Genomic DNA, 21,726 nt, shown 5'->3' with positions numbered 1-21,726 from the left:
CCATGCTCGCACGACCCGTGTCAGCCCCCGGTGGGTACCCTGCGCCCCCACGCCGAACGCCGGTGGACGGCACCCGTGATGCGCTGTGCGGCCAGCCGGCCGGAGATCAGCACCGGCGGGATGCCCACACCCGGGGTGGTGCCGCAGCCGGCGAGGACGGCGTTCTCGAGCCCCCGGACCAGGTTGCGCGGGCGGAACGGCCCGGTCTGCGCGAGCGTGTGGGCCGCCGAGAACGGGGTGCCGGCGGCGTGCCCGGCCGCGGCCCAGTCGGCCGGTGTCACCAGCCGCGCCACGTCGAGGTCGTCCGCGCCGGCGGCCGCCGGCACGTCGATGCCCCGGGCGGCGAGCACGCTCAGCAGCTCGTCGCGGTAGGCGGGGCCGACGCGGGCCCAGTCGATCCGGTTCCGCGCGAGGTTGGGGCACGGCGCGAGCACGTAGAGCAGCTCCGACCCGTCGGGCGCGAGCGCGGGGTCGGTGGCGGTGGGCCGGGTGACCAGGAGCGATGGGTCGCTCATCAGCCGCCCCTCGTCGATGATCTCCCGGAACGTCCGGCGCCACGCCGCGCCGAACGAGATCGTGTGGTGCGCGAGCGCCGGCAGCGTCCGGCTCACGCCGGCGTGCAGCACGACGGCGCTGGGTGACCACCGCAACGGGACCGGCCGCCGCGGGGCCCGCCCGACGAGCCGGTGGACGGCGGGCAGGTCCGGGGTGAGCACCACCGCGTCACACGCGACGCGCGCCCCGTCGGCGCCGTCGGCGGCGCCGTGCCGCACCGCGGTGACCCGGCCGCCGCGCCGCTCCAGCCCGGTGGCCGTCCGGCCGTAGTGGATCTGCGCGCCCGCCTCGACGGCGGCGTCGGCCAGCGCCTGACCGACCCGGCGCATCCCGCCGCGGGGGAAGTACACCCCGGCGATCGTGTCCATGTACGCGATCACGCCGTACGCGCCGAGGGCGCGGTGCGGCGGCACGCCGGCGTACAGCGCCTGGAACGAGAAGATCCGCGCCAACCGCTCGTCGGGCAGCATCCGCTCGATGCGCGGGCCGAGCCGGCCGAACCCGCCGAGCGCGGCGAGCCGGACGAGGTCGGGTCCGAGCAGGCCGAGCGGGGAGTCGTGGTTGGCGCCGATGAACCTGTCGATCTCCACCCGGTACAGCCGGGTGAGCCACGACCGCATCCGCTCGTACCCGGCGGCGGCCGCGGGCCCGCAGGTCGCACGGACCTCCTCGGTCATCGCCGCGGCGTCGGTGCGCACGTCGATCGTGGAGCCGTCGGCGAAGCGCGCGCGGTAGGCGGGGTCGAGCGGTACGAGATCGAGCCGCTCGTCGAGCTTCTCGCCGACGGCGGACAGGGCCTCGTCGAGCAGCTCGGGCATCGTGAGCACCGTCGGACCGGTGTCGACGTGGTAGGTCCCCCGGGGTGAGCGCAGGTCGAGCCGCCCGGCCCTGCCGCCCGGGTGCCCGGAACGCTCCAGCACCGTGACGCGCCGGCCCGCGCCGAGCAGGTGGAGCGCGGCCGAGAGCCCCGCGAGCCCGGCGCCGACGACCACGACGTGGTCGCTGGGCCCTGGGACGCCGCGCCTCAACGGCGCACCGGGGTCAACTGCGCCGCCGCGTGGCCGCGACCGCCAGCTCGGCGAGCTGCGCCGCGGCGGGCTCGGCGACGTCGGCCGCCGACAGCGCGTCGAGCGCGGAACCGGTGAGCGCGGCGATGCGCTGCTCGACGGCCTGCACGGCGCCGAGCTCGGTGAGCAACCCGCGCGCCCGCTCGACGCCCTCGTCGTCGAGGGTGGGGTCGCCGACGGCGTCCAGGACGGCCCGGCGCGCCTCGTGCTGCCCCTGCTGCTCGGCCCGCTCGACCGCGACCGCCACCAGCAGCGTGCGCTTGCCCTCGCGCAGGTCGTCGCCGGCCGGCTTACCCGTGACCTCGGGGTCGCCGAACACCCCGAGCAGGTCGTCGCGCAGCTGGAACGCGACGCCGATGTCGGCGCCGAACCTGCGGTAGGCGTTGACGAGCTCGGGTGGCGCCTCGGCGATCGCCGCACCGAGGTGCAGCGGTCGCTCGACGGTGTAGGCGGCGGTCTTGTAGCGGTCGATCTGCAGTGCGGCGCGCACGGACGTGTCGCCCGTGGCCTGGTGCAGCACGTCGAGGTACTGCCCGCCGAGCACCTCGGTCCGCATCGCCCGCCACGGCGGGGCCGCGCGGCGCAGCGCCGCAGGCGACAGGCCCGCGGCGTGCAGCATGTCGTCGGCCCACGCGAGGGCGAGGTCACCGAGGAGGATCGCGGCGGCGGCCCCGAACCGCGCGGGCTGGCCGCGCCAGCGCGCCGCGGCGTGCTTGCGGGCGAACTCGACGTGCACGGTCGGCCGGCCCCGCCGGGTGGCCGACGCGTCCATCAGGTCGTCGTGGATGAGCGCGCTGGCCTGGAGGAGCTCCAGCGCGCTGATGGCACGCAGCACCCCCAGGGCCTCGGGCGCCTCGACGGGCCCTCCCGCACCACGCCACCCCCACCACGCGAACGTGGGGCGGATCCGTTTGCCTCCGCGGAGGACGAAGTCGGCGAGCGCCTCGGTGGCTTCCCCGAACACCGGGTCGATCGTGCCGGCATCGGCCGTGCGGCTGCGCAGGTACGTGGTGAGAGCCGCTTCGATCGCGGCGGTGACCCCGGCGTCGTCGGGCTTCCTGCCGTCGCCGGGGCCGGACGGCGGGTGCTGCACGGTGCCCGCGCGGCTCACGGGGAGCACCCCGCAGGTCGCGGGCGGGGAAGCGGGGATCGCATCAGGCGGACCACGGGGGCGAGCGTAACCGCGGGTCACCGGCGTCGCGAGTCGTCGGATCCGAGAACCGCCCGCGGCGGGCGGAGGGAAACGGACGCGATCGGTGCAGCGACTACGCTTCAGTGTGTGAAGGTCACGCAGCGGATCAGCGGCGACCGGCCCGTGTTCTCGGTGGAGTTCTTCCCACCGAAGGACGAGGCCGGTGAGGCCGAGCTGTGGCGCGCCATCCGGCGCCTGGAACCGCTGGACCCGGCGTTCGTGTCGGTCACGTACGGTGCCGGCGGCACCAGCCGCGACCGCACGATCCGCACCACGGCACGGATCGCCACCGACACCACGCTCGTGCCGATGGCGCACCTCACGGCCGTGTCGCACTCGGTGGCCGAGCTGCGCCAGGTCGTCGGTGCGTACGCCGCGGCGGGCATCTCGAACGTGCTCGCGGTGCGCGGCGACCCGCCCGGAGACCCCCTCGGTGAGTGGGTGCCTCACTCGAAGGGCCTGACCTACGCCGACGACCTGGTGCGCCTCGTGCGCCGGCTCGGTGACTTCTGCGTGGGCGTGGCCGCGTTCCCGTACGGGCACCCCCGCTCGCCCGACCTCGACACCGACCTCGCCCGGCTCGTCGCCAAGATCCGCGCGGGTGCCGACTTCGCGATCAGCCAGCTGTTCCTGGAACCCGAGGGCTTCCTGCGGCTGCGCGACCGGCTGGCCGCGGCGGGATGTGACGTGCCGCTCCTGCCCGGCGTCATGCCGCTCACCTCGGTGCGCACCTTCCGGCGCGGCCCGGAGCTGTCCGGGGCGCCGCTGCCGCCCGCGCTCGTCGCGCGGATGGAGCGCTACGCGGACGACCCGGCCGGGTTCCGCGCCGAGGGCATGGACGTCACGGCGGAGATGTGCGCCCGCCTGCTCGCCGAGGGCGTGCGCGGGCTGCACTTCTACACGCTGAACCGCTCGCTCGCCACGACCGAGCTGGTGCAGCGCCTCGGCCTCGGCGCACGCCGCGCCGTCCCCGCGCTCAGCGGTTGTTGACCGGCGGGTTGCGGGTGCGGCTGGCCATGAGCACCACCGCCGCCGCCGCGAGCGCCACCATGGCGGCGAGGCCGAGCGTCCAGTTGACCGGCGACGGTGCCTGCGGGTCCGGGTAGGCCACCACGGCCGAGAAGTCGCCCACCTCGCCGGGGGTGAACGTCCAGGCCACCTCGCTGGAGTCGGCGTCGCCGTTGGACTCGAGGACCTGGCCGGGGAAGTTCATCTTGAGCTGGAAGTCGGCGCGGTCGACCGCCACCGTGGTGAGGTCGACGGCCCCACCCACCAGCACCCGGCTGCCCGCGCGGCGCATCTCGAACCGGACCTTGCTCCCGGCCGGGCCGACCGCTTGCGTGAGCTCCGCGGTCTGGGCGAACGTCAGCCCCTCGAACCTCAGCACGGAGCCCGCGTAGCCGTCCTGGCGGTACTCCGACACGTCGACGTCGGACTCGAGGTCGGGCGGGAGCACGATCGTCGGGCCCGGGTCGTCCGGCGCCTTCTCGGGGGTCGCCACGACGATCTGCCCGGTGACCGTGTCGTCGGGCTGCACCGCGAGCGCGGCCTGCACGCGAGCGCACCCGCTCAGCGCGAGCGCGGCGAGCAGCAGTCCGAGCAGCGGCAGGATCCGGCGACGGGTGGAGGGCACGCGTTCATCGTGCCAAACCCGTGCCGCCGCGCCGGGGACCCTGCGCCCGCACGACCGGGGCGTTCGTGCGGTAAGGGCCGGCGTCAGGGGGACGGCCGGAGGGGGAGGGTCCGTCCGAGCACGGCGAACGGGCGTGCGTCGCCGGTGAACCGGTGCTGGCGCAGGACGTCCAGGAACCCCGCGCGCCGGTACAGCCGCCACGCGCGGCCGGGGGCGTCGACGCCGTACTCCGGCGTGGACAGCAGCACCCGCGTGCTCGGGACGTCGGCGAGCAGGGCGCGCAGCAACGACTCGCCGAGCCCGCGACCCTGCACGTCGGGGCGGACGTGCAGCTCGGTGAGCTCGAAGTAGTCCTGCAGCCAGAGCTGGGCCTCCGGGCCCGCGGCGGCGAGGCCGCGGCGCACCTCCTCGTACCACCACTGGCCCGGCCCGCCCGCGTAGCCGTAGGCGATGCCGACCAGGGAATCCGCGGTGTCGAGCCAGCCGACCGCGCGCCAGCCGGGCCTGCGGACGTGTTCGAGCCACAACGTGCGGCGATGGCGCGCGGTGCTCGGCGGATAACCCATCGCGGAGACGTAGACGTGCAGTGCCTCGGTGAGCCGGTCGGCGAGGTCGTCCGGCCCGAGCCGCACGAGCTGGCGCGCCGGAGCCCTGGTCACCCGTCCATCACACCACGTCCGGGGCCGCAGGCACACCGCGGTGGCCCGGACTTGACGTGGAGGCCGCGGCGCGCTTCACTGGACATCGATCGAACATGTGTTCGATCTCGACGCGCCCGGTGGGTGGGGCGGGGGAAGCGCCCCGCCGCCGGGTGCGGCGAACCTGCCGGTCGGGAGGAGCGTATGCCGGTGAGTGAGGGACTGCGATGAGTCCGATGAGTCTGTTCGGCTCCCGGCAGCCGACGCCCGTGCAGGTGCGGTGGCAGGACGGCGAGCCCGTCGAGTTCCAGCGCAGGCCGACGCGCCGCGGTCCGCGCTACCTGATCACCGACGTCCGCGAGCGGTGGATCGAGGAGTCCCCGTGGCCGTTCCCGTCGCCCATGCCGGTCGGGGGCGACCGGCTGCGCTGCTGGCGGGTGGTGGCCCGGTCGGCGGGCGAGCCGGAGGCACCCGCCCGGGAGTTCGTGCTGCGCATGCGCGCCGGCCCCGGCGTGTGGGACCTCGTGCGGGTTGCCGACTGAGAAGACGTGGCCGGGAGGCCTGGAGGAGCCGACGATGACCATCACCACCACGGCACGAGTGCCCGCCCCGCGCGCACCGCAGCGCGCGGGGCCCACGCACGCGCGAACCGGTCCCCGCCCGGTCGCCGCCCCCACGTCGCGCGCGGCGCTGGGATTGCTGCGCCAGGCCGCCGACGGCCTCGCCGAGGCCCACGGCACCGAGGAGCCGCTGCTCCGCTACCCGGCCGCCTACCTCGCGGCGCTCCGGGCGGGGGCGGCGGTGCTCGCGATCCGGGCGCGCCCCCAGCCCCGGCGCGGCGCCACCCGCAACGTCTGGGGGTTGCTCGCGGAGGTGGCGCCGGAGTTCGCCGAGTGGGCGGCGTTCTTCTCGTCCTGCTCGGCCACCCGGGCGGCGGCGGAGGCGGGCATCGCCCGGCTCGTCGGGCGGCGCGACGCCGACGACATGCTGCGCCAGGCCGAGCAGTTCGTCGGCATGGTCACGGCCTCGGTGCCGGTGCGCTGAGACGGCTGGGGCCCCGAATTCGGCGGGCTCGATCAGCGCATGCGGTTCTCAGGCCGCTCCGGTGCGGCTCTGTGACCGCACTCGTCGATCATGGTCGCCGCGGGATGTTCCGCGGAACGCGGCACCCCGCCCGCCCGCCGGGCGGGCCGGCTGCGGCGAGCAGTACGTCACGGTCGCGGCGACCACGCTGGTGCACTGGTCGGGCTGATCAGGCGCTGCGAGTCGCACCTCAGCGTGGTTGCGGCCGCCGCTGGGTGCTGGTCGGATCGATCATCGCGGTTCCGCTGCGGTGGGCGAGCCGTACCCGGCCGGTCGCTGCGTGCCCCGCCTCGCGTCGCGGGCCTCGCGTGTGTTCTCTCCGGTTCGTCGATCCCGTCGCCTGGGGTGGGTGGCTGGCTGGGTTGGGTGCACTACCGGATCCTGGGGTTGCGTTTGCGGCCGTCCCGACGTGGGGGCACGCCGGTTCTGGACGAGCCCGTTCCTGCCGGGTGCGCGCGGACCATCCGGTGGTCCCGTCGCCACACACTCCACGGCCTCGGTGAGAGTCCGGGTGCGTTCTGCGGAACCGACCCCGACCCGTCCACCGGCTCGGCATTGAGTCACTGCTCGCTGGGGAACTCGAAGGCGGTGCCCCGGGACGGCACGCAGCTCTGGGCGGTCGGTCGGTGCGGTGATTCGGGACCACAGGATAGTGGCGTGGGCACCCGGCGGTGACGGTCTCGTCCACAGGCGGGCGTGCCCCCACGTCGGGGACGGCCGCCCACGTCACCCCGGGGGACGGTAGTGAACCCAAGCCGGCCACCCACCCCGGCGCACCGGACGGATCCAACCCAGCTGCCGGCCGCGACCACCCAGGCGGGTGTGGCGAGCATGCCGTCCCGAGGTGACCGGGCGCGCCCACGAGAGACGCACCGCTGCGACACCCGGGGCGATCACCGGTGTCGTCGGCTGGTTGTCCACGCGGACGAGGTAGACATCAGCGGTTTTCGATCTTGGTCGGAGCCCGCTCACGTCTACGCCGAGCGTGTGGATGAAATTGCGCGGAGCCGGTCAGTGGATGCCGGGCGGTGCGACCACCGCGTCGGCCGCCGGGTCCCGCCGGCGGTCGCTGCGCAGCACCCGGCCCAGCAGGACGGTGAACACCGCCGAGGCCTCCCGGGCACCCGGGGTGTCCCAGCGTTGGATGGGCATGCAGGCGCCCTGGGCCTGCTGGATGGCAGAGCGGTCGGGGAGCACCCCGGTGAGCACCAGCGGGCCGAACAGCTCCCGCAGCTCGCTGATCCGGAACTCGTGCTCGGTGTTGCGCGGCCGCACCCGGTTGATCAGCACGCCGAGCGGCTGCAGGTCGGGGTTGCCGCGCTGGCGCTCGGTCTGCACGGCGTCGAACGCGCGCTGCACCCCCGACACCGCGAACATCGTCGGGTCGGTCACCAGCACGGCGCGGTGCGCCGCCGCGAGCGCGCTGCGGGTGAGCTGCCCCAGCGACGGCGGGCAGTCGATGATCACCAACTGGTACGGCTGGTCCGCGCCGCCCGCCATGCCGTCCCCGAGCAGGCCGTCGGTGTCCACGAGCCGGTGCAGCGCCCGTCGCAGCTGGTCCAGCTGCTTGGGGCTGGGATCGGGATGGTTGTGCCGCTCGGTCTGCTCGGCGCCGACGAGCACGTCCAGGCCGTCGCCCCACCCGCTCCGTGCGATCGCGCCGTGCAGCACCGACCGCCGCGGCTCGTCCAGCACGTCGGCCACGGTGGCCGTGGTCGGCGCCGTGTCGAGGGCGATCGTCGAATTGGCCTGAGGATCGAGGTCCACCACCAGCGTGCGCACATCGTGCTGCAGCGCCGCACCGGCCAGCCCGAGTGCGACGGTGGTCTTGCCGACCCCGCCCTTCAAGCTCAATGTGGCCACCACCAGCACGGCGATCAACCTACCTCCTTCAGGTGAGGCCCAGTCCCCCGGCAAGGGGCATTAGGCTGCCGCCGTGAGGCTCGCATGGTGAGTGGTCCGACGGCCGAGGTCGTCGGCGTGGACGGTGGCCCGGTGCACCGCGCCCTCGCGGCCGAGATCACCGGCGTCCTCGACCGCAGACCGGGGCGGACACCTCGCGTGCTCGACGTCGGCGGCGGCAGCGGCGCGTGGGCGGTGCCGCTCGCCCGTCTCGGCTGCGCGGTCACGGTCGTCGACAACAGCCCGAACGCGCTCGCCGCCCTCCACCGCCGGGCCCGCGACGCGGGCGTGCACGAACTCGTCACCCCGGTGCAGGGCGACGTGGACGCGCTCGCCGACGTCGCCCCGGCCGGCGGGGCCGACCTGGTGCTCGGCCACGGGCTGCTCGAGGTCGTCGACGACGCCGCGGCCGCGGTGTCGGCCCTCGCCACGGCCGCCGCCGCGGGCGGCGCCGTCTCCGTGCTCGTCCCCGGCCGGTACGCCGCAGTGCTGGCCCGCACCCTCGCCGGCAGGCTCGCCGAGGCCCGGTCACTGCTGGTCGACCCGGACGGGCGGCTCGGGCCCGGCGACGCGCTGCGCAGGCGCCTCGACGCGGGCACGCTGCGCGCGCTGCTGGAATCCGCCGGCACCCTGCGGGTCGAGGTCCTGCAGGGCGACGGGGTGCTGGAGGGCTGGATCCCCGGCTCCGTGCGCGACGGTGGCCCGGCCGCCACGCGGGAGGTCGCCGAGTTGGAGCATCTCGCGGCCGCCGCTCCGCCCCTGCTCGACGTCGCCGCCCGCCTGCACGCCCTGGCCCGCCGCACCTGACGCCTGCTGCTCGGCGCATCGGGCACACCGTTCGTCGACGCCGCGGAGCTGATCACAGTGTGGTCACGGTCGCGGCACGAGATCGTTGCGCCTCGCCGACTCGATGTGACGGAGTAGGCACGCGGGGTGTATGGCGCCGCCGCCTGATCCGTTCGCGGCTCCCACACCTGCGGGGATGCCGGCCGGAGGGCTCCGGGGGTGCTGTGTTCACGGTGCGCATCCGGTGATCCGGAAAGATCGACCCGTCCGCTCGACGAGTCCGGGTAGTCGGCGGGCGTTCAGGCTCGTATCCTCATCATCAGACGCCCAGCCTGGGCGCTCGTCGCGTCGTTCCGGCACCATGGAATATGACCCGACAGGATGAACAGTGCCGGAGGTGAAGCCGTGCCCCTCTCCGAGCACGAGCAGCGGCTGCTCGAACAGATCGAGCGCGCTCTCTACGCCGAGGACCCCAAGTTCGCGTCGACCGTGCGCGGTGGGCGGTTGCGCAAGCCAACACGCCGCCGTCGCCTCCAGGGCGTGGCCCTGTTCGTCGTGGGTCTCGTGCTGCTCGTCGTCGGCGTCGCCGTGCCCACGCTGTGGCTGGGAAGTTTCCCGGTGTTGAGCGTGGTCGGGTTCCTCATGATGCTCGGAGGCGCCGTACTCGCGGTCACCTCCGTGGGCAAGAGCGGCCAGGCAGCGCCGGCGAAGAACGCCGAGCCCGACAAGAACCGCTTCACCGGCCGGATGGAAGAGCGCTTCCGCCGCCGCTTCGAGCAGGAATAACCCGCAGCACGCACTCCGCGGACCCCACACATCCCGGCTCCGGTATGTGTGGGGTCCGCGGTGTTGTTCGGTGCCGCGGTGTTCAGCGCGAGGTGATCGCCTCGGACTCGGAGCGGCCACCGGCCCGCGCCCGAGACCGGCGCTCCCGCACCCGCTGCACCACCGACCGGGGCAGCATCCGGCCTCGCAGCGAGAGCCCGCTCCCGGCCGAGATGCCGGCCGCGACGGCCCGCACCGGCTCGTCCAGCTCACCCGCACCGGGGTGGGTGCCGCCGTACCAGCTCGACTCGACCGCGCCGATCACCTGGCGCAGGGCCTGCTGCGCGTCCGGCTCGAGGTGGTGTTCGCGCACGAGGCGGCGGGCGGCGGACCGAACGGTGTCGCTCGGCGGGGTGTCGGCGCCGCGGTCGGTCGACTCCGCCAGGAGCTCGTCCCAGCCCGCGCCGGCCGCCTCCGGGCCGCCGCGGGCCACGGCGGCGAGACGTCGCCTGCGGTCGCGGATCCGCATCGTGGCCGGTATCAGCGCGGCCAGAACGGCCAGCAGCGCCGCGATGAACGGCCAGACCGGGATGTCGACGCCCGGCGACTCGACGGACGGCGCCGCGTCCGGCTGGGTCGGCTCGGGCGTGCTGGGCTCGGGGCCCTGGTCCTCCCCGGGCAGCGGGTCGGGTGCGGGCGCGTCCTCGGCCGGGGCGCTCTCCTGGCTGGACAGCTCGGCCTCGGCCTCCTCCACGTAGGGCGGGTCGATCCGGCGGCCGTCCGTGAGCGGGGTGGGGTCGAAGGCCGTCCACCCGACGCCGGGGAACCAGGCCTCGACCCACGCGTGGGCGTCCGACGTGCTGATCGTGCGGTGGTCGCCCTCGTCCGTGCCGGCCGTGAAGCCGATGGCGACCCGCGCGGGCACGCCGACCGTCCGCAGCATCACGGCCATCGCCGAGGCGAACTGCTCGCAGTAGCCGGTCTTGCCGACCGTGAGGAACTCGACGAGGGCGTCGTCACCGGAGCCGGGTGCGGTCTGGAGGCTGTAGGTGAACTCCGACCCGGCGCCTGCGAACCAGTTCTGGATCGCGAACACGCGGTCGAACCCCGGCCCGGCGTTGCCGATGACTTCCTTCGCGATCTGGCCGACGCGCGGGTCGACGCCGGTGGTGTCGAGGTACTCGAGGCCCACACCGTCGATGCCCTGGGCGGCGCGCAGCTGTTGCATCGACGGGGTCGGCAGCACCGCGCGCTGCCGCCAGCCGTCCTCCTGCCGGGGACGCCCGGTGTAGCCGGTGCCGCTGGCGGCGTCGTACAGCCACTGCGTCTCGGGCAGGTCGGCGACGTCGATCGGCTCGCCGTAGAGCGGGAGCCAGTAGTCGCGGAAGGCGAGGTTGGTGATGTCGACGTCGACGAAGTCGCCCGGCACGTCGGGCTGCTGCTGCACCGGCCCGGGGAGCGGGATGCCGGGCGCGGGGCGGGTGGCCTCCCACCCCTGGTCCGGGATGAACTGCCGGAGGGTGAGCGCGCGCATGTAGGTGGGGCGGGTGAGGCCGCGGACCTCGAACAGCTCCGCCGGGGTGGTCTGCTCGAGCTGCCCGCGCAGCGCCGCGAACGGGGTGAGGCCGATCGATCCCGTCTGCCCGCTCCCACCGCCGCCTGCGAACCGTCCGGACGTGCCGATGAACGGCGTGACGAGGCCGATGCCGAGCGCCACGACGACGGCCCCGGCCACGAGCGCTGTGCCCCCCGTGAGCTGGCTGTGCAACCCTCCCGCGGCCACCAGCAGCAGGCCGAACCCGGCTGCGGCGCCGGCCATCGCCCACCACGGCAGGAGCTGGTCGGCCAACGCCGCCGGCACCGCGAACACCGCGAGGAGCGGCACCCCGGCCGCGGCGGGGGCGCGGGCGAGCACCGCCGCCACGTACACACCGGCCGCGAGCAGCCCGAACGCGACCGTGACGAGGAAGAGGATCTCCGGGGTGGCCGCGACCGGCGCCGTACTGGTGTTGATCTGCTGGCCGGCACCGCCGAGGAGCGTGCCGAGGTGGCTCAACGCGCCGGGTCCGGGAAGGAACCCGAGCAGCGCGCCGTCGCCGAAGAAGATCGTGACGACCAGGAGCACCCCGACGCACTGGCCGATCACGGTGACGATCGGCCCGAAGCGGTGCAGCACCAGGCCGGCGCCGACCACGACCGCGACGGCCGCGAGCGCGTACCCGATCCAGGAGGTGCCTTGGACGACGGCCGTGACCGGCCCGCCGGCGAGCAGCACCGCCAAGCCGGACGCGAGCGTCGCGAGCCAGGGCACCCGGCGTTCGGGTGCGGTCGGCTTCGGTGCGGCGGGTGGGTCGGGCGGTGTCTGCGGTGTCTCGGTGGCCGGGGCGGGCCTGCGCCGGCGGGGTGCCTGCGCGGTCTCGGCCGGGGGGCGCTTCGCGGGTGCGGGATCCGGCCGCGACGGCGGGGTGGTGGATCGCGTCATCGCCGCCCCGCGAAGGTGGGTGAGGCGCCGGCGACCAGCTGGTCCCAGACCTGGCCAGGGGTCATCGCCGCGGTGGCGACCGCGACGTGCCAGCCGGCGCGCCGCAGCGCGGACGTGCTCTCGACGGCGGAGCTGCGGCCGCCCGCGGGGTCCCACGTCGCGGTGTCGCAGAGCACCGCGTGGCCCCCACCGGGGTGGCGGGTGGCCAGCGCGTCGACCTCGCCGGGGGTGACCGCCCCCAGCACGGCGAGCACCTCGGTGCCCGCGGTGAGCTCCGGCCCGCCGAAATCGTTGCGGGCGGACGGCCGGAGGCCGGCGAGCGCGTCGAGCATCTGCTCACGCCCGGATGCCGAGCCCGGTGGCGTGAGCTCGACGCCGTCCTCGGTGACGAGGGTGACCGGCTCGCCGCGCGCGAAGAGGTGCACGCACACGCTGGCGGCGAGGCTGACCGCGAACTCCAGGCTCGAGTCGACGCCTCGCCCGCGGTGGGCGGCATCGCGGCGGTCGAGCAGCAGGGCCATCCCGCCGCGCCACGGCCGCTCCTCGAGCCGCACCATCAGGTCGTCGTGCCGGGCCGAGCTGCGCCAGTGCACCCGGCGCAGCTCGTCGCCCTGCCGGTAGGGCCGGACCAGCACGTCGGTGGCGCCCTGACCCTGATGGCTGAGCGCGGCGCCCGCCGTGCCCTCACCGGCGCCCATCGCGGGTGGCACGCCACGCAGCGGCACGACGCGGGGGAGGACCACCAGCCGCTGCGGTTCCGCGAGCTCCTGGTCGAACTCGGCGAGCCCGAGCGGGTCGGTGGCGGTGCCGGTGAGCGGGCCGACCCGGTGCACGCCGCGCAACAACGGCTGCAGGGGATAGGTCAGGGTGGCGGTGCCGCGGCTGGAGAGCCGGTGCACCGTGAACCTCGGCGGGGCGTCGGCCTGCGGCCCCGCGGCGTCGGGCGCGGCGTCGACCAGCCGCAGCGCGCCGAGCAGCGGGCCGCCCTCGAGCTGGAGCTCGACGTCGACGGAGGAACCGACCGACACCCGCGGCGGCTCGAGCGTGCGCTCGGCCCGGACCGCTCGGCGGGTGCGCGACGCGAGCAGCAGCGCGAGCAGCGGCAACACCGCCACGAACACGCCGACGCGCAGGAGGTCACGCTCGTCCAGGATGACGGCGCACACCGAGGTGGCGCCGCCGCCCGCGAGCAGGCAGCGCCCGCGGGTCGTGAGGCCGGAGAAACGTCCGCCGGGACCCACGCGTCAGCCGCCCCGGGGCGCCGGTACCGGGTGACGGCCGAGCAGGCTGCGGACGATGTCGACGGCGGAGCGGCGGGACGCCAGCGCGTCGGGGGTGAGCATCAGGCGGTGGGCGAGCACCGGTACCGCCACGGCCTGCACGTCGTCGGGCACCACGAAGCCGCGGCCGGCGAGCGCGGCCTGGGCGCGGGCGGTGCGCACGAGCTGCAGGGTGGCCCGGGGGGACGCGCCCAGCCGGACGTCCGGGATGCGGCGGGTGGTGCCGACGAGCTCCACGCAGTACTGGCGCACCTCCGGCCCGACCCGCACGCGGCGGACGGCGTCGATCACCGCGCGCAGGCGGCGGGCGTCGGTGACCGGTCGCAGCATGTCGAGCGGGTCGGCCGCGCTGTGCTCGTCGACCATCGCGAGCTCGGCCGCGGGGTCGGGGTAGCCGACGCTGACCCGTGCCGTGAACCGGTCGCGCTGGGCCTCGGGGAGTGGGTAGGTGCCGTCCATCTCCACCGGGTTCTGCGTGGCCACGACCATGAACGGGCTCGCGAGCGCGTAGGTGGCGCCGTCGACGGTGACCTGGTGCTCGGCCATGCACTCGAGGAGCGCCGACTGCGTCTTCGGGGAGGCGCGGTTGATCTCGTCGGCGATCACGATGTTGGCGAAGACCGGGCCCGGTCGGAACTCGAACTCCGCCGTCTGCCGGTTGAACACCGACAGACCGGTGATGTCGCCCGGCAGCAGGTCGGGGGTGAACTGCACGCGGCTCACCGAGCAGTCGATCGATCGCGCGAGCGCCTTCGCGAGGGACGTCTTGCCGACCCCCGGGACGTCCTCGACGAGCAGGTGCCCCTCGGCGAGCAGCGCGACCAGGGCGACGCGCACCACGTCGGGCTTGCCGACGATGACCCGCTGGACGTTCCCCGCGATCCGGCCGCACAGCTCCGCCACGTCACCGAGCCCAGGACCCATGTCGCCGTCCAGCCCGGGACGGCTGCTCGTCGCGGTCACGAGTGCTCCTCCGGTGACCTCGCAAGCATGGCCACGTGCCCTCCTCCGTGGTCTTCTCACGCGTCCCCTGGGGCGAGACGCGTGTCCAGTCTGTCAAACGGTTGCTCGCGGCTCCCCTCGATGGGGTGTCGCAAAGCTTCCCCACTCTGCCCCACCTCGTCCGTCTGTGCGCTCTCCGTGCGCCGTACGGGTGGCGGGGAGCGAGCAGTAGCAGCCTGAATCCAGGCCTTGGAGGGGCGGCCGCTCACCGTCCGTGGCCGCCAACCGTCGCGCGAGCGGGTGGTCCCCCACCTTGCCCCACCTCACCTGACCAGGGGTTTTCCCTCTCTTTTCCCGGACGGTGAGCGGTTGTCGGAGTTGACGGTGGGGCGAAGTGGGGTAATGTGGTGATCGCTGGGGCACAACGGGGCCGCAGGTGGAGGTGGGGCCGGTGTTCCTCGGCACCTACACCCCAAGGCTGGACGACAAGGGGCGGCTCACGTTGCCCGCGAAATTCCGCGACGAGCTGCGAGGCGGGCTGATGATCACGAAGGGGCAGGACCACTGCCTGTACGTGTTCACGCGCGACGCCTTCACGGAGCTCGCGCAGAAGGTCGCATCCGCGCCGCTGACGAGCGAGTCGGCCCGCGTCTTCCAGCGCAACCTCTTCTCCGGCACCGACGAGCAGAACCCCGACGGCCAGGGTCGCATCGCCATCACCCCCGAGCTGCGCCGCTACGCGGGGCTGGCGAAGGACTGCGTGGTGATCGGCGCGTTCACGCGCGCCGAGATCTGGGACGCCGAGGCCTGGCAGCGGTACCAGGACCAGAACGAGGACACCTACGCGAAAGCGCAGGAGGAGGTGCTCCCCGGACTGATCTGAGCACGAGGACGCACGAGGCGAGCAGCAGTGGGTGACATCGACTCGGCGGTGCCCCCACCCGGTAGCCCTGGCGCACCTTCCCCGGTGCCAGGTCTGCCGGGTGGAGGCATCACCGGATCGACCGGATCGAACGGGCCGGAACGGACCGGCCGACCGACGCGGGGGCGTGGGGGCGGCGACACGGGGCAGGGAGGTGTGCGGTGGGGCAGCACGACCACGAGGGCGGGCCAGCTGGGGCCAGACACGTCCCCGTGGCCCTGCCCCGGGTCGCCGAACTGCTGCGGCCGGCGCTCGCCGACCGGCCCGCGGTGCTCGTCGACACCACCCTCGGCCTCGGCGGGCACGCCGCCGCGCTCCTCGCCGAGCACCCCCGGCTCACGCTGGTGGGGCTCGACCGGGATCCGGACGCGCTCGCCGTGGCCCGGCGCAGGCTCGCCGCCCACGCCGACCGGATCCACCTCGTGCACGCCGTGTACGACCGCATCGCCGACGTGCTCGGAGAACTGGGGCTTCCCCGGGTCGAGGGCGTGCTGTTCGACCTCGGTGTCTCGTCCTTGCAGCTCGACGCCGACGAGCGCGGCTTCTCCTACTCGCGCGACGCCGACCTCGACATGCGGATGGATCCCACCACGGGGCCCACGGCCGCCGAGGTCCTCAACTCGTACCCGGTGCCGCAGCTCGCCCGGGTGTTGCGTGAGTACGGCGAGGAGCGGTTCGCGGGCCGGATCGCCGCCGCCGTCGCCCGCAGGCGGGTCGAGGCGCCGCTTCGGCGCAGCGCCGAGCTCGTCGAGCTGCTCTACGACGTGGTTCCCGCGGCGTCCCGGCGCACCGGCGGCCACCCGGCGAAGCGCACGTTCCAGGCGCTGCGCATCGAGGTCAACGGCGAGCTGGACGCGCTGCGTGCCGCTCTGCCCGCGGCCGTCGACGCGCTCGCCGTCGAGGGCCGGATCGTCGTGCTCGCCTACCACTCGCTGGAGGACCGCATGGTGAAGCGGGAGCTCACGGCCCGGGCGTCGTCCCGCACGCCGGTGGACCTGCCCGTCGAGCTGCCCGGGCACGGGCCCGAGCTGCGCCTGCTCACCCGAGGGGCCGAGCAGGCGAGCGCGGAGGAGATCAGCGAGAACCCGCGGGCGGCCCCGGTCCGCCTGCGTGCCGCCGAACGCATCCGGGAGGCGGCGTGACGGTCCAGCAGCAGGAAGTGGTGGTGTCATGAGTGCTCCAGTCGCCGAGCGCGGGCGCACCGCCGTCCGGGGCCGCACCGCGGCGATCCCGGCGCAGCGGGGCGCCGTTGCCGCCCCCGTCGCGCCCACCGCCGATCCGGCGGCAGGCGGGCGGAGGAAGGCGTACGCGGGCCGCGACGAGCGGGCGCGCCGCGGCGCGGGCGTGCGTCCGGAACGCACCGCGGCCCCCGCAGGTCGGCCGCAGTTCGTGCTGCTGATCATGGTGCTGCTCGCCGCCGGGCTCGTGGCCACGCTGTGGCTGTCGACGGCGGCCGCGGCCGACTCGTACCGGCTCCAGGACGCCACCGCCGATGCCCGGGTGCTCAGCGAGCAGGCCGAGCGGCTGAAGCAGGACGTCGCCGTGCTCGCGTCGGCGCCGGAGCTCGCCCGTCGCGCGGGCGACCTGGGCATGGTCCCGGTGCGGGACCCGGCGCGGCTCGTGGTGGCGGCGGACGGTGGGGTGGAGGTCGTCGGGCAGCCGCGGGCCGCGGTCGCCCCGCCACCGCCTGCCCCGCCGGCGCCACCCGAGGGCACGCAACCACCCGCGGCCGACGGCGCGACCCCCGAGGGCACGACCCCCGAGGGCACGACTCCGGAAGCCGGCGCGTCCCCGGGCGACTCGGCGCGGCTCGCCGCTTCCGACACCGAGGAGGCCGGGACCCCCGCGGTGGACGGCGACACCCCGGCCGAGGGCGCCCGTGACGACGAGTCCGGGCAGGGTGCGGCGGATGCCGACACCGACGGCGGCGAGGACACCGGCCAGGACGCCGGGCGGGGCACCGAGGCCCGCGCGGACGGCGGCGCGACGGACGCCGGCTGATGCCGACGGCCCCGCCCCGGCCCCGGGCCGCCGGCGCGGCCCGCCAGCAGTCGTCGCCGAGGCCGTCCGCGCCTCGGCGCCCGCCCGACCAGGCCGTGCTGGGCGCGCGCAGGCTCCGGATCGGCCGGGTGCTGCTCGTGGTGGTGCTGGCGGTCGCGACGCTCAAGCTCGTGGTCGTCCAGACCGTGGAGGCGGGCGAGCTGAGCGCCGCCTCGCAGCGCCAGTCGACGACGAACATCCGGCTGCCGGCCGAGCGCGGCGCGATCCTGGACCGCACCGGCGAGCCGCTCGCGTTCAGCGTCGACGCGCGGGCCCTCGTCACGAACCCGCGGATGATCGCCCAGACCCGCGGGCCCGACACCCCCCGCTACGCCGCCGAGATGGCGGCGGCGGTCGCCCAGGCCACCGGGCAGGACCAGGGCGAGCTGCTCGGCCTGATCACCAGCGACCGCGGCTACGTCGTGCTCGCGAAGCTCGTCACGCCCGACGTCGCGCGCGCCCTGCGGGACCGGTTCCCCGAGATCGCGGAGGAGCGGCGCGAGGACCGGCAGTACCCGGGCGGCAGCCTCGCCGCGAACGTCGTCGGCGCCGCCACCTGGAACGCCGACGAGCGCAAGCTCACCGGCCGCGTGGGCCTCGAAAGCTCCCAGGACAACCTGCTCGCCGGCTTCGAGGGGCTGCGCGTCGTCGACACGGCGGAGAACTCGAACGCCGTCATCCCGGGGAGCACCCGCTTCGAGCGGGCCGCCGTGCAGGGCTCGGACCTGCAGCTCACCCTCGACTCCGACCTGCAGTACACCGTGCAACAGGCGCTCGCCGACTACGTGCAACGCACGGGCGCGGACCCGACGTCGTCGGCCGTGGTCCTCGACGCGCGCACCGCCGAGGTCCTGGCGATGGCGAACGGCCAGACGTTCGATCCGCGGGACCTGTCCCACGCGTCGCCGGACCAGCTGGGCAACACGGCCGTGCAGTACACGTTCGAACCGGGGTCGGTGAACAAGGTCGTCACGATGGCCGCGGCGCTGGAGTACGGCGTCGCCGGCCCGAACGACATCCTGACGGTGCCGGGCAGCATCCACGTCGCCGACCGCACCATCCGCGACGCGTGGGACCACGGCACCGAGCGCTTCACGCTGACCGGTGTGCTGGCGAAGTCCTCGAACGTCGGCACGATCATGACGGCTCAGCGGGTGGGGGAGGAGCGCTTCGCCGACATGCTCGCCCGCTTCGGCCTCGGCCAGCGCACCGACGTGGGCCTGCCCGGCGAGGAGCCGGGTCAGGTGCCGCCGCGGTCGTCCTGGTCGGGTTCGACGTTCGGCAACCTGCCCATCGGGCAGGGCCTCACGATCACGACGTTGCAGATGGCGGAGATGCTGCAGGTCGTCGCGAACGACGGGGTACGGGTGCCGCCGCGGATCGTCGAGGGCACCACCGGGCCGGACGGCGTGAAGGTCACCCCACCCCCGCCCGCGCCCGTGCGGGTGATCTCGCCCGAGACCGCCGCCACCCTGCGGACGATGCTCACCGCCGTCACCCAGGACGCGCACGGCCAGCGCGGCACCGGCCACCAGGCCGCGGTGCCGGGGTACGTGGTGGCCGGGAAGACCGGCACCGCGCAGCAGGTGAACCCGGCGTGCGGCTGCTACTCCTCGCAGCTGCACTGGATCAACTTCGCCGGGATGCTGCCCGCCGAGAACCCGCGGTACGTCATCGCGATCATGCTCGACGCCCCCGACCCGGGTACGAGCGCGGCGCCGCTGTTCCACGACATCGCCACCTACATAGCTCAGCGCGAGCGCCTGCCGGTGAGCGACGAACCGCAGCCGGTGCAGATGTTGCAGCTGCCGTAGGGCCTGGGGGCGGCATGGAGCGGTTCGTCCGGGACGGAGAGGTCACGCTCTGCGTCGAGGGCATCGGGGCGCCTTCCGATCCCCCTCTGCTGCTCGTCGGGGGCAACTCGGGCTCCATGGACTTCTGGGACGACGAGCTGTGCGCGCGGTTCGCCGCCGGCGGGCGGTACGTCATCCGCTACGACCCCCGCGACACCGGCCGCTCGGCGCAGTGGCCCGCCGGGAAGCCCGGCTACGACGGCGTCGACCTCGCCGAGGACGTCCTGCGCGTCCTCGACGGCCTCGGGATCGCCTCGGCGCACCTGATCGGCGTCTCGTCGGGCGGGGCGATCGCGCAGCGCGCCGCCGTGGAGCACCCGGGCCGCGTCCGGACGCTCACGCTCGTCGCCACGTCGATCGGCGGGCCGGCGAGCGTGTCGTGGGACGACCTGCCACCGTCCACCGAGGCGGTGCAGGCGTCGTTCGCGCAGCCCGCCTCCGAGCCCGACTGGGCCGACCGCGAGGCGGTGATCTCCTACGTCGTCGCCGAGGAGCGGGTGTTCGCAGGCACGCTGCCCGCGGACGAGGAGCGGCTGGCCGCGATCGTCCGCCGGGCCTTCGACCGCACTCCGGACATGGCGGCCGCGTGGAAGAACCACTGGATCGCCGAGCCGGGGCGTTCGGTGCAGGCCGGGATCGGGACCATCGCCGCGCCCACGCTGGTGCTGCACGGCACGGCCGACCCGCTCTTCCCGTACGGCCACGGGGAGGCGCTCGCGGCGGAGATCCCCGGTGCCCGGCTGGTCCCGCTGCGGGGGATGGGCCACCAGATGCCGCCGCCGCAGGTGTGGGACGTCCTGGTGACCGAGGTCCTGGGGCACACCTCCGATCGATGACCCGCTGCGCGCGCTGTGCGGTCGGCGAGGGCCCGCGGACCCTGCGCGGATCACGCTCCGTGCGCGTTCGTGCCGACGGACGCGCACGCTGGGCCGTCCGGCGCGCGGACGGGTGACGCGCGGGCGGTGCGCGCAGGGGCGCCGGGTGGCGCGCCGGTAGCCTTCCGCGACGTGTCACCCGCGCGCGAAGCCCCTCCTTCCCCGGCCGGCGCACCGCCGCGTCCGCGGGTGGTGCGCCCGGTGACGCTCGATGTGCTCGGCGCCGCCATCGGGGTGCCGGCGAGCGGCGCGGCGACCGTCACCGGCGTCACGCTGCGGGCATCCGACGCGCGCCACGGCGACCTGTTCGCCGCCCTCCCCGGCACCCGCGCGCACGGGGCCGACTACGCCGCCGTGGCCGTCGCCGGGGGTGCGGTGGCCGTGCTCACCGACCCGGCAGGCGCCCGGCGGCCCGCGCTCGCCGGGGTCCCGCTCCTGGTGCACCCGCGCCCGCGTGAGGTGCTCGGTGTCCTGGCCGCGCGCGTCCACGGCGACCCGACGGCGCGCCTGCGCGTGATCGGCGTCACCGGCACCAGCGGCAAGACCACCACGGCGCACCTGCTCGAGGCCGGGCTCGCGGCCGCGGACCGCGCCACCGGGCTCGTCGGCACCGTCGGTACGCGCATCCACGGCAGGCGCCTGCCCGCCGCGCTCACCACGCCGGAGGCGCCCGACCTGCAGGCGCTGTTCGCCGTGATGGCCGAGGACGGCGTCACCGACGTGGCGATGGAGGTCTCCAGCCACGCGCTCGCCATGGGCCGGGTGGGCGGCACCCGGTTCGCCGTGGCCGCCTTCACCAACCTGTCGCAGGACCACCTGGACTTCCACCGCGACATGGAGGACTACTTCGAGGCCAAGGCCGCGCTCTTCGACGGCCGGGCGGGGCACGCGGTCGTCTGCGTCGACGACGAGTGGGGGCGGCGGCTGGCCGCCCGCACCCCGGGCGCGGTCACCGTGTCCATCGCCGGGCCCGCGGCGTGGCGCGGCGTCGACGTGCGCACCGGCCCCGACGGCACCCAGACGTTCACGGCCGTCGCCCCCGACGGCGCGCAGCTGCCGGTGCGGCTGCAGCTGCCCGGGGCGTTCAACGTGGCCAACGCCGTGGTGGCGCTCGCGTGCCTCGACGCCGTCGGGGTTCCCGCCGCGGTGGCCGCCGAGGGCTTCGCCGGCGTGGCGGTGCCCGGGCGGATGCAGCGGATCGAGGAGGGACAGCCGTTCCTCGCGATCGTCGACTACGCCCACAAGCCCGGCGCCGTGGCCGCGCTGCTCGACGCGCTGCGCCCGCAGGTGCCGGGCCGGCTGATCGTCGTGCTGGGCTGCGGTGGCGACCGCGACCGCGGCAAACGCCCGATGATGGGCGCCGCCGCCACGGCGCGCGCGGAGCTGCTCGTCGTCACCGACGACAACCCGCGCACCGAGGACCCGGCCGGGATCCGGGCGGAGATGCTCGCCGGGGCGCGGGCCGAGCCGGGCGCGGGCGACCTGATGGAGATCGGTGACCGGCGAGCCGCGATCGCGGCCGCGGTGGCCTGTGCGCAACCGGGGGACGCCGTCGTCGTTGCCGGGAAGGGGCACGAGACGGGCCAGGAGGTGGCCGGCGTCAAACACCCCTTCGACGACGCCGCCGAGGTGGCGGCGGCCCTCAGCGCCGCGCTGCAGGGCACGCGGTAGCGAGGCCTGTGCCCACGGATGATCGGATACGCTCGATGAG

Annotated in this window: 19 protein-coding genes; 11 read left to right on the top strand and 8 right to left on the bottom strand. The window is 75.2% G+C overall.

Going from position 1 to position 21,726, the window contains the following annotated elements; genetic code table 11:
- Positions 1-20 precede the first annotated feature (20 nt).
- A complete protein-coding gene (gene crtI / locus ACU436_RS33770; RefSeq protein ID WP_459031108.1) occupies positions 21-1,583 on the bottom strand; it encodes a phytoene desaturase family protein in 1,563 nt (520 codons plus the stop codon).
- 13 nt (positions 1,584-1,596) lie between these two features.
- The gene (locus tag ACU436_RS33765; RefSeq protein ID WP_459031144.1) at positions 1,597-2,715 is read right to left on the bottom strand and encodes a polyprenyl synthetase family protein; all 1,119 of its coding nucleotides are present in this window, start codon (positions 2,713-2,715) and stop codon (positions 1,597-1,599) included.
- A gap of 186 nt (positions 2,716-2,901) precedes the next feature.
- On the opposite strand from ACU436_RS33765, the gene metF reads away from it, so the two are divergent.
- Positions 2,902-3,804 carry a methylenetetrahydrofolate reductase [NAD(P)H] gene (gene metF / locus ACU436_RS33760; protein ID WP_459031107.1) on the top strand — a complete coding sequence of 301 codons (903 nt, stop codon included), beginning with the start codon at positions 2,902-2,904 and terminating at the stop codon, positions 3,802-3,804.
- On the opposite strand, the gene ACU436_RS33755 is transcribed toward metF, so the two are convergent.
- Both ACU436_RS33755 and ACU436_RS33750 read right to left on the bottom strand, forming a co-directional pair.
- Complete coding sequence (locus tag ACU436_RS33755) at positions 3,791-4,447, bottom strand: LppM family (lipo)protein (protein ID WP_459031106.1); 657 nt, start codon at positions 4,445-4,447, stop codon at positions 3,791-3,793. The two genes, metF and ACU436_RS33755, sit on opposite strands and share 14 nt — an antisense overlap.
- 83 nt (positions 4,448-4,530) lie before the next feature.
- A complete protein-coding gene (locus ACU436_RS33750; protein ID WP_459031105.1) occupies positions 4,531-5,106 on the bottom strand; it encodes a GNAT family N-acetyltransferase in 576 nt (191 codons plus the stop codon).
- Between the two features lie 215 nt (positions 5,107-5,321).
- Between ACU436_RS33750 and ACU436_RS33745 the strand changes: the two genes are divergently transcribed.
- Positions 5,322-5,627: a hypothetical protein gene (locus ACU436_RS33745; RefSeq protein WP_459031104.1), complete on the top strand. Its 306-nt coding sequence runs from the start codon at positions 5,322-5,324 to the stop codon at positions 5,625-5,627.
- Positions 5,628-5,661: 34 nt separating this feature from the next.
- The gene (locus tag ACU436_RS33740) at positions 5,662-6,129 is read left to right on the top strand and encodes an SAV_6107 family HEPN domain-containing protein (protein ID WP_459031103.1); all 468 of its coding nucleotides are present in this window, start codon (positions 5,662-5,664) and stop codon (positions 6,127-6,129) included.
- 1,050 nt (positions 6,130-7,179) lie between these two features.
- Here ACU436_RS33740 and ACU436_RS33735 read toward each other — a convergent pair.
- A complete protein-coding gene (locus tag ACU436_RS33735; RefSeq protein ID WP_459031143.1) occupies positions 7,180-8,040 on the bottom strand; it encodes a ParA family protein in 861 nt (286 codons plus the stop codon).
- Between the two features lie 75 nt (positions 8,041-8,115).
- Between ACU436_RS33735 and ACU436_RS33730 the strand changes: the two genes are divergently transcribed.
- Together ACU436_RS33730 and ACU436_RS33725 are read left to right on the top strand one after the other, a co-directional pair.
- Complete coding sequence (locus ACU436_RS33730; RefSeq protein ID WP_459031102.1) at positions 8,116-8,877, top strand: SAM-dependent methyltransferase; 762 nt, start codon at positions 8,116-8,118, stop codon at positions 8,875-8,877.
- 384 nt (positions 8,878-9,261) lie between these two features.
- The gene (locus ACU436_RS33725; protein ID WP_459031101.1) at positions 9,262-9,642 is read left to right on the top strand and encodes a DUF3040 domain-containing protein; all 381 of its coding nucleotides are present in this window, start codon (positions 9,262-9,264) and stop codon (positions 9,640-9,642) included.
- Positions 9,643-9,724: 82 nt separating this feature from the next.
- Here ACU436_RS33725 and ACU436_RS33720 read toward each other — a convergent pair whose 3' ends face one another.
- Genes ACU436_RS33720 through ACU436_RS33710 form a run of 3 tightly spaced genes read right to left on the bottom strand, consistent with a single transcriptional unit; the run spans position 9,725 to position 14,307 of the window.
- Positions 9,725-12,103, bottom strand: coding sequence for a transglutaminase TgpA family protein (locus ACU436_RS33720; RefSeq protein WP_459031100.1), 2,379 nt, complete (start codon positions 12,101-12,103; stop codon positions 9,725-9,727).
- Positions 12,100-13,344: a DUF58 domain-containing protein gene (locus ACU436_RS33715; RefSeq protein ID WP_459031099.1), complete on the bottom strand. Its 1,245-nt coding sequence runs from the start codon at positions 13,342-13,344 to the stop codon at positions 12,100-12,102. The genes ACU436_RS33720 and ACU436_RS33715 overlap by 4 nt, the downstream gene beginning before the upstream one ends.
- A 3-nt stretch (positions 13,345-13,347) precedes the next feature.
- Positions 13,348-14,307, bottom strand: a complete 960-nt coding sequence (locus tag ACU436_RS33710; protein WP_459031142.1) for an AAA family ATPase — start codon at positions 14,305-14,307, stop codon at positions 13,348-13,350.
- A gap of 469 nt (positions 14,308-14,776) precedes the next feature.
- On the opposite strand from ACU436_RS33710, the gene mraZ reads away from it, so the two are divergent.
- The 6 genes from mraZ to ACU436_RS33680 all read left to right on the top strand — a co-directional run bounded on the left by mraZ (position 14,777) and on the right by ACU436_RS33680 (position 21,686).
- On the top strand, positions 14,777-15,208 hold the full coding sequence (mraZ, locus tag ACU436_RS33705; protein ID WP_459031141.1) for a division/cell wall cluster transcriptional repressor MraZ: 432 nt from the start codon (positions 14,777-14,779) through the stop codon (positions 15,206-15,208).
- A 200-nt stretch (positions 15,209-15,408) separates the two neighbouring features.
- Entirely contained in the window at positions 15,409-16,389 is a 981-nt protein-coding gene (gene rsmH / locus ACU436_RS33700) for a 16S rRNA (cytosine(1402)-N(4))-methyltransferase RsmH (RefSeq protein ID WP_459031098.1), read from the top strand.
- A gap of 28 nt (positions 16,390-16,417) precedes the next feature.
- Complete coding sequence (locus ACU436_RS33695; protein ID WP_459031097.1) at positions 16,418-17,248, top strand: hypothetical protein; 831 nt, start codon at positions 16,418-16,420, stop codon at positions 17,246-17,248.
- A complete protein-coding gene (locus ACU436_RS33690) occupies positions 17,248-19,101 on the top strand; it encodes a peptidoglycan D,D-transpeptidase FtsI family protein (protein WP_459031096.1) in 1,854 nt (617 codons plus the stop codon). Before ACU436_RS33695 ends, ACU436_RS33690 begins: the two co-directional genes overlap by 1 nt.
- Before the next feature lie 14 nt (positions 19,102-19,115).
- Positions 19,116-19,976 (top strand): alpha/beta fold hydrolase, encoded by an 861-nt coding sequence (locus ACU436_RS33685; RefSeq protein WP_459031095.1) that lies wholly within the window; start codon positions 19,116-19,118, stop codon positions 19,974-19,976.
- Positions 19,977-20,207: 231 nt separating this feature from the next.
- The gene (locus ACU436_RS33680) at positions 20,208-21,686 is read left to right on the top strand and encodes a UDP-N-acetylmuramoyl-L-alanyl-D-glutamate--2,6-diaminopimelate ligase (RefSeq protein WP_459031140.1); all 1,479 of its coding nucleotides are present in this window, start codon (positions 20,208-20,210) and stop codon (positions 21,684-21,686) included.
- The last annotated feature ends 40 nt before the right edge of the window (positions 21,687-21,726 follow it).

This window comes from Pseudonocardia wallangbongensis (assembly GCF_054486945.1).
Note: the sequence above shows the minus strand (reverse complement) of the source record. Positions and strands in the feature narration are given on the sequence as shown.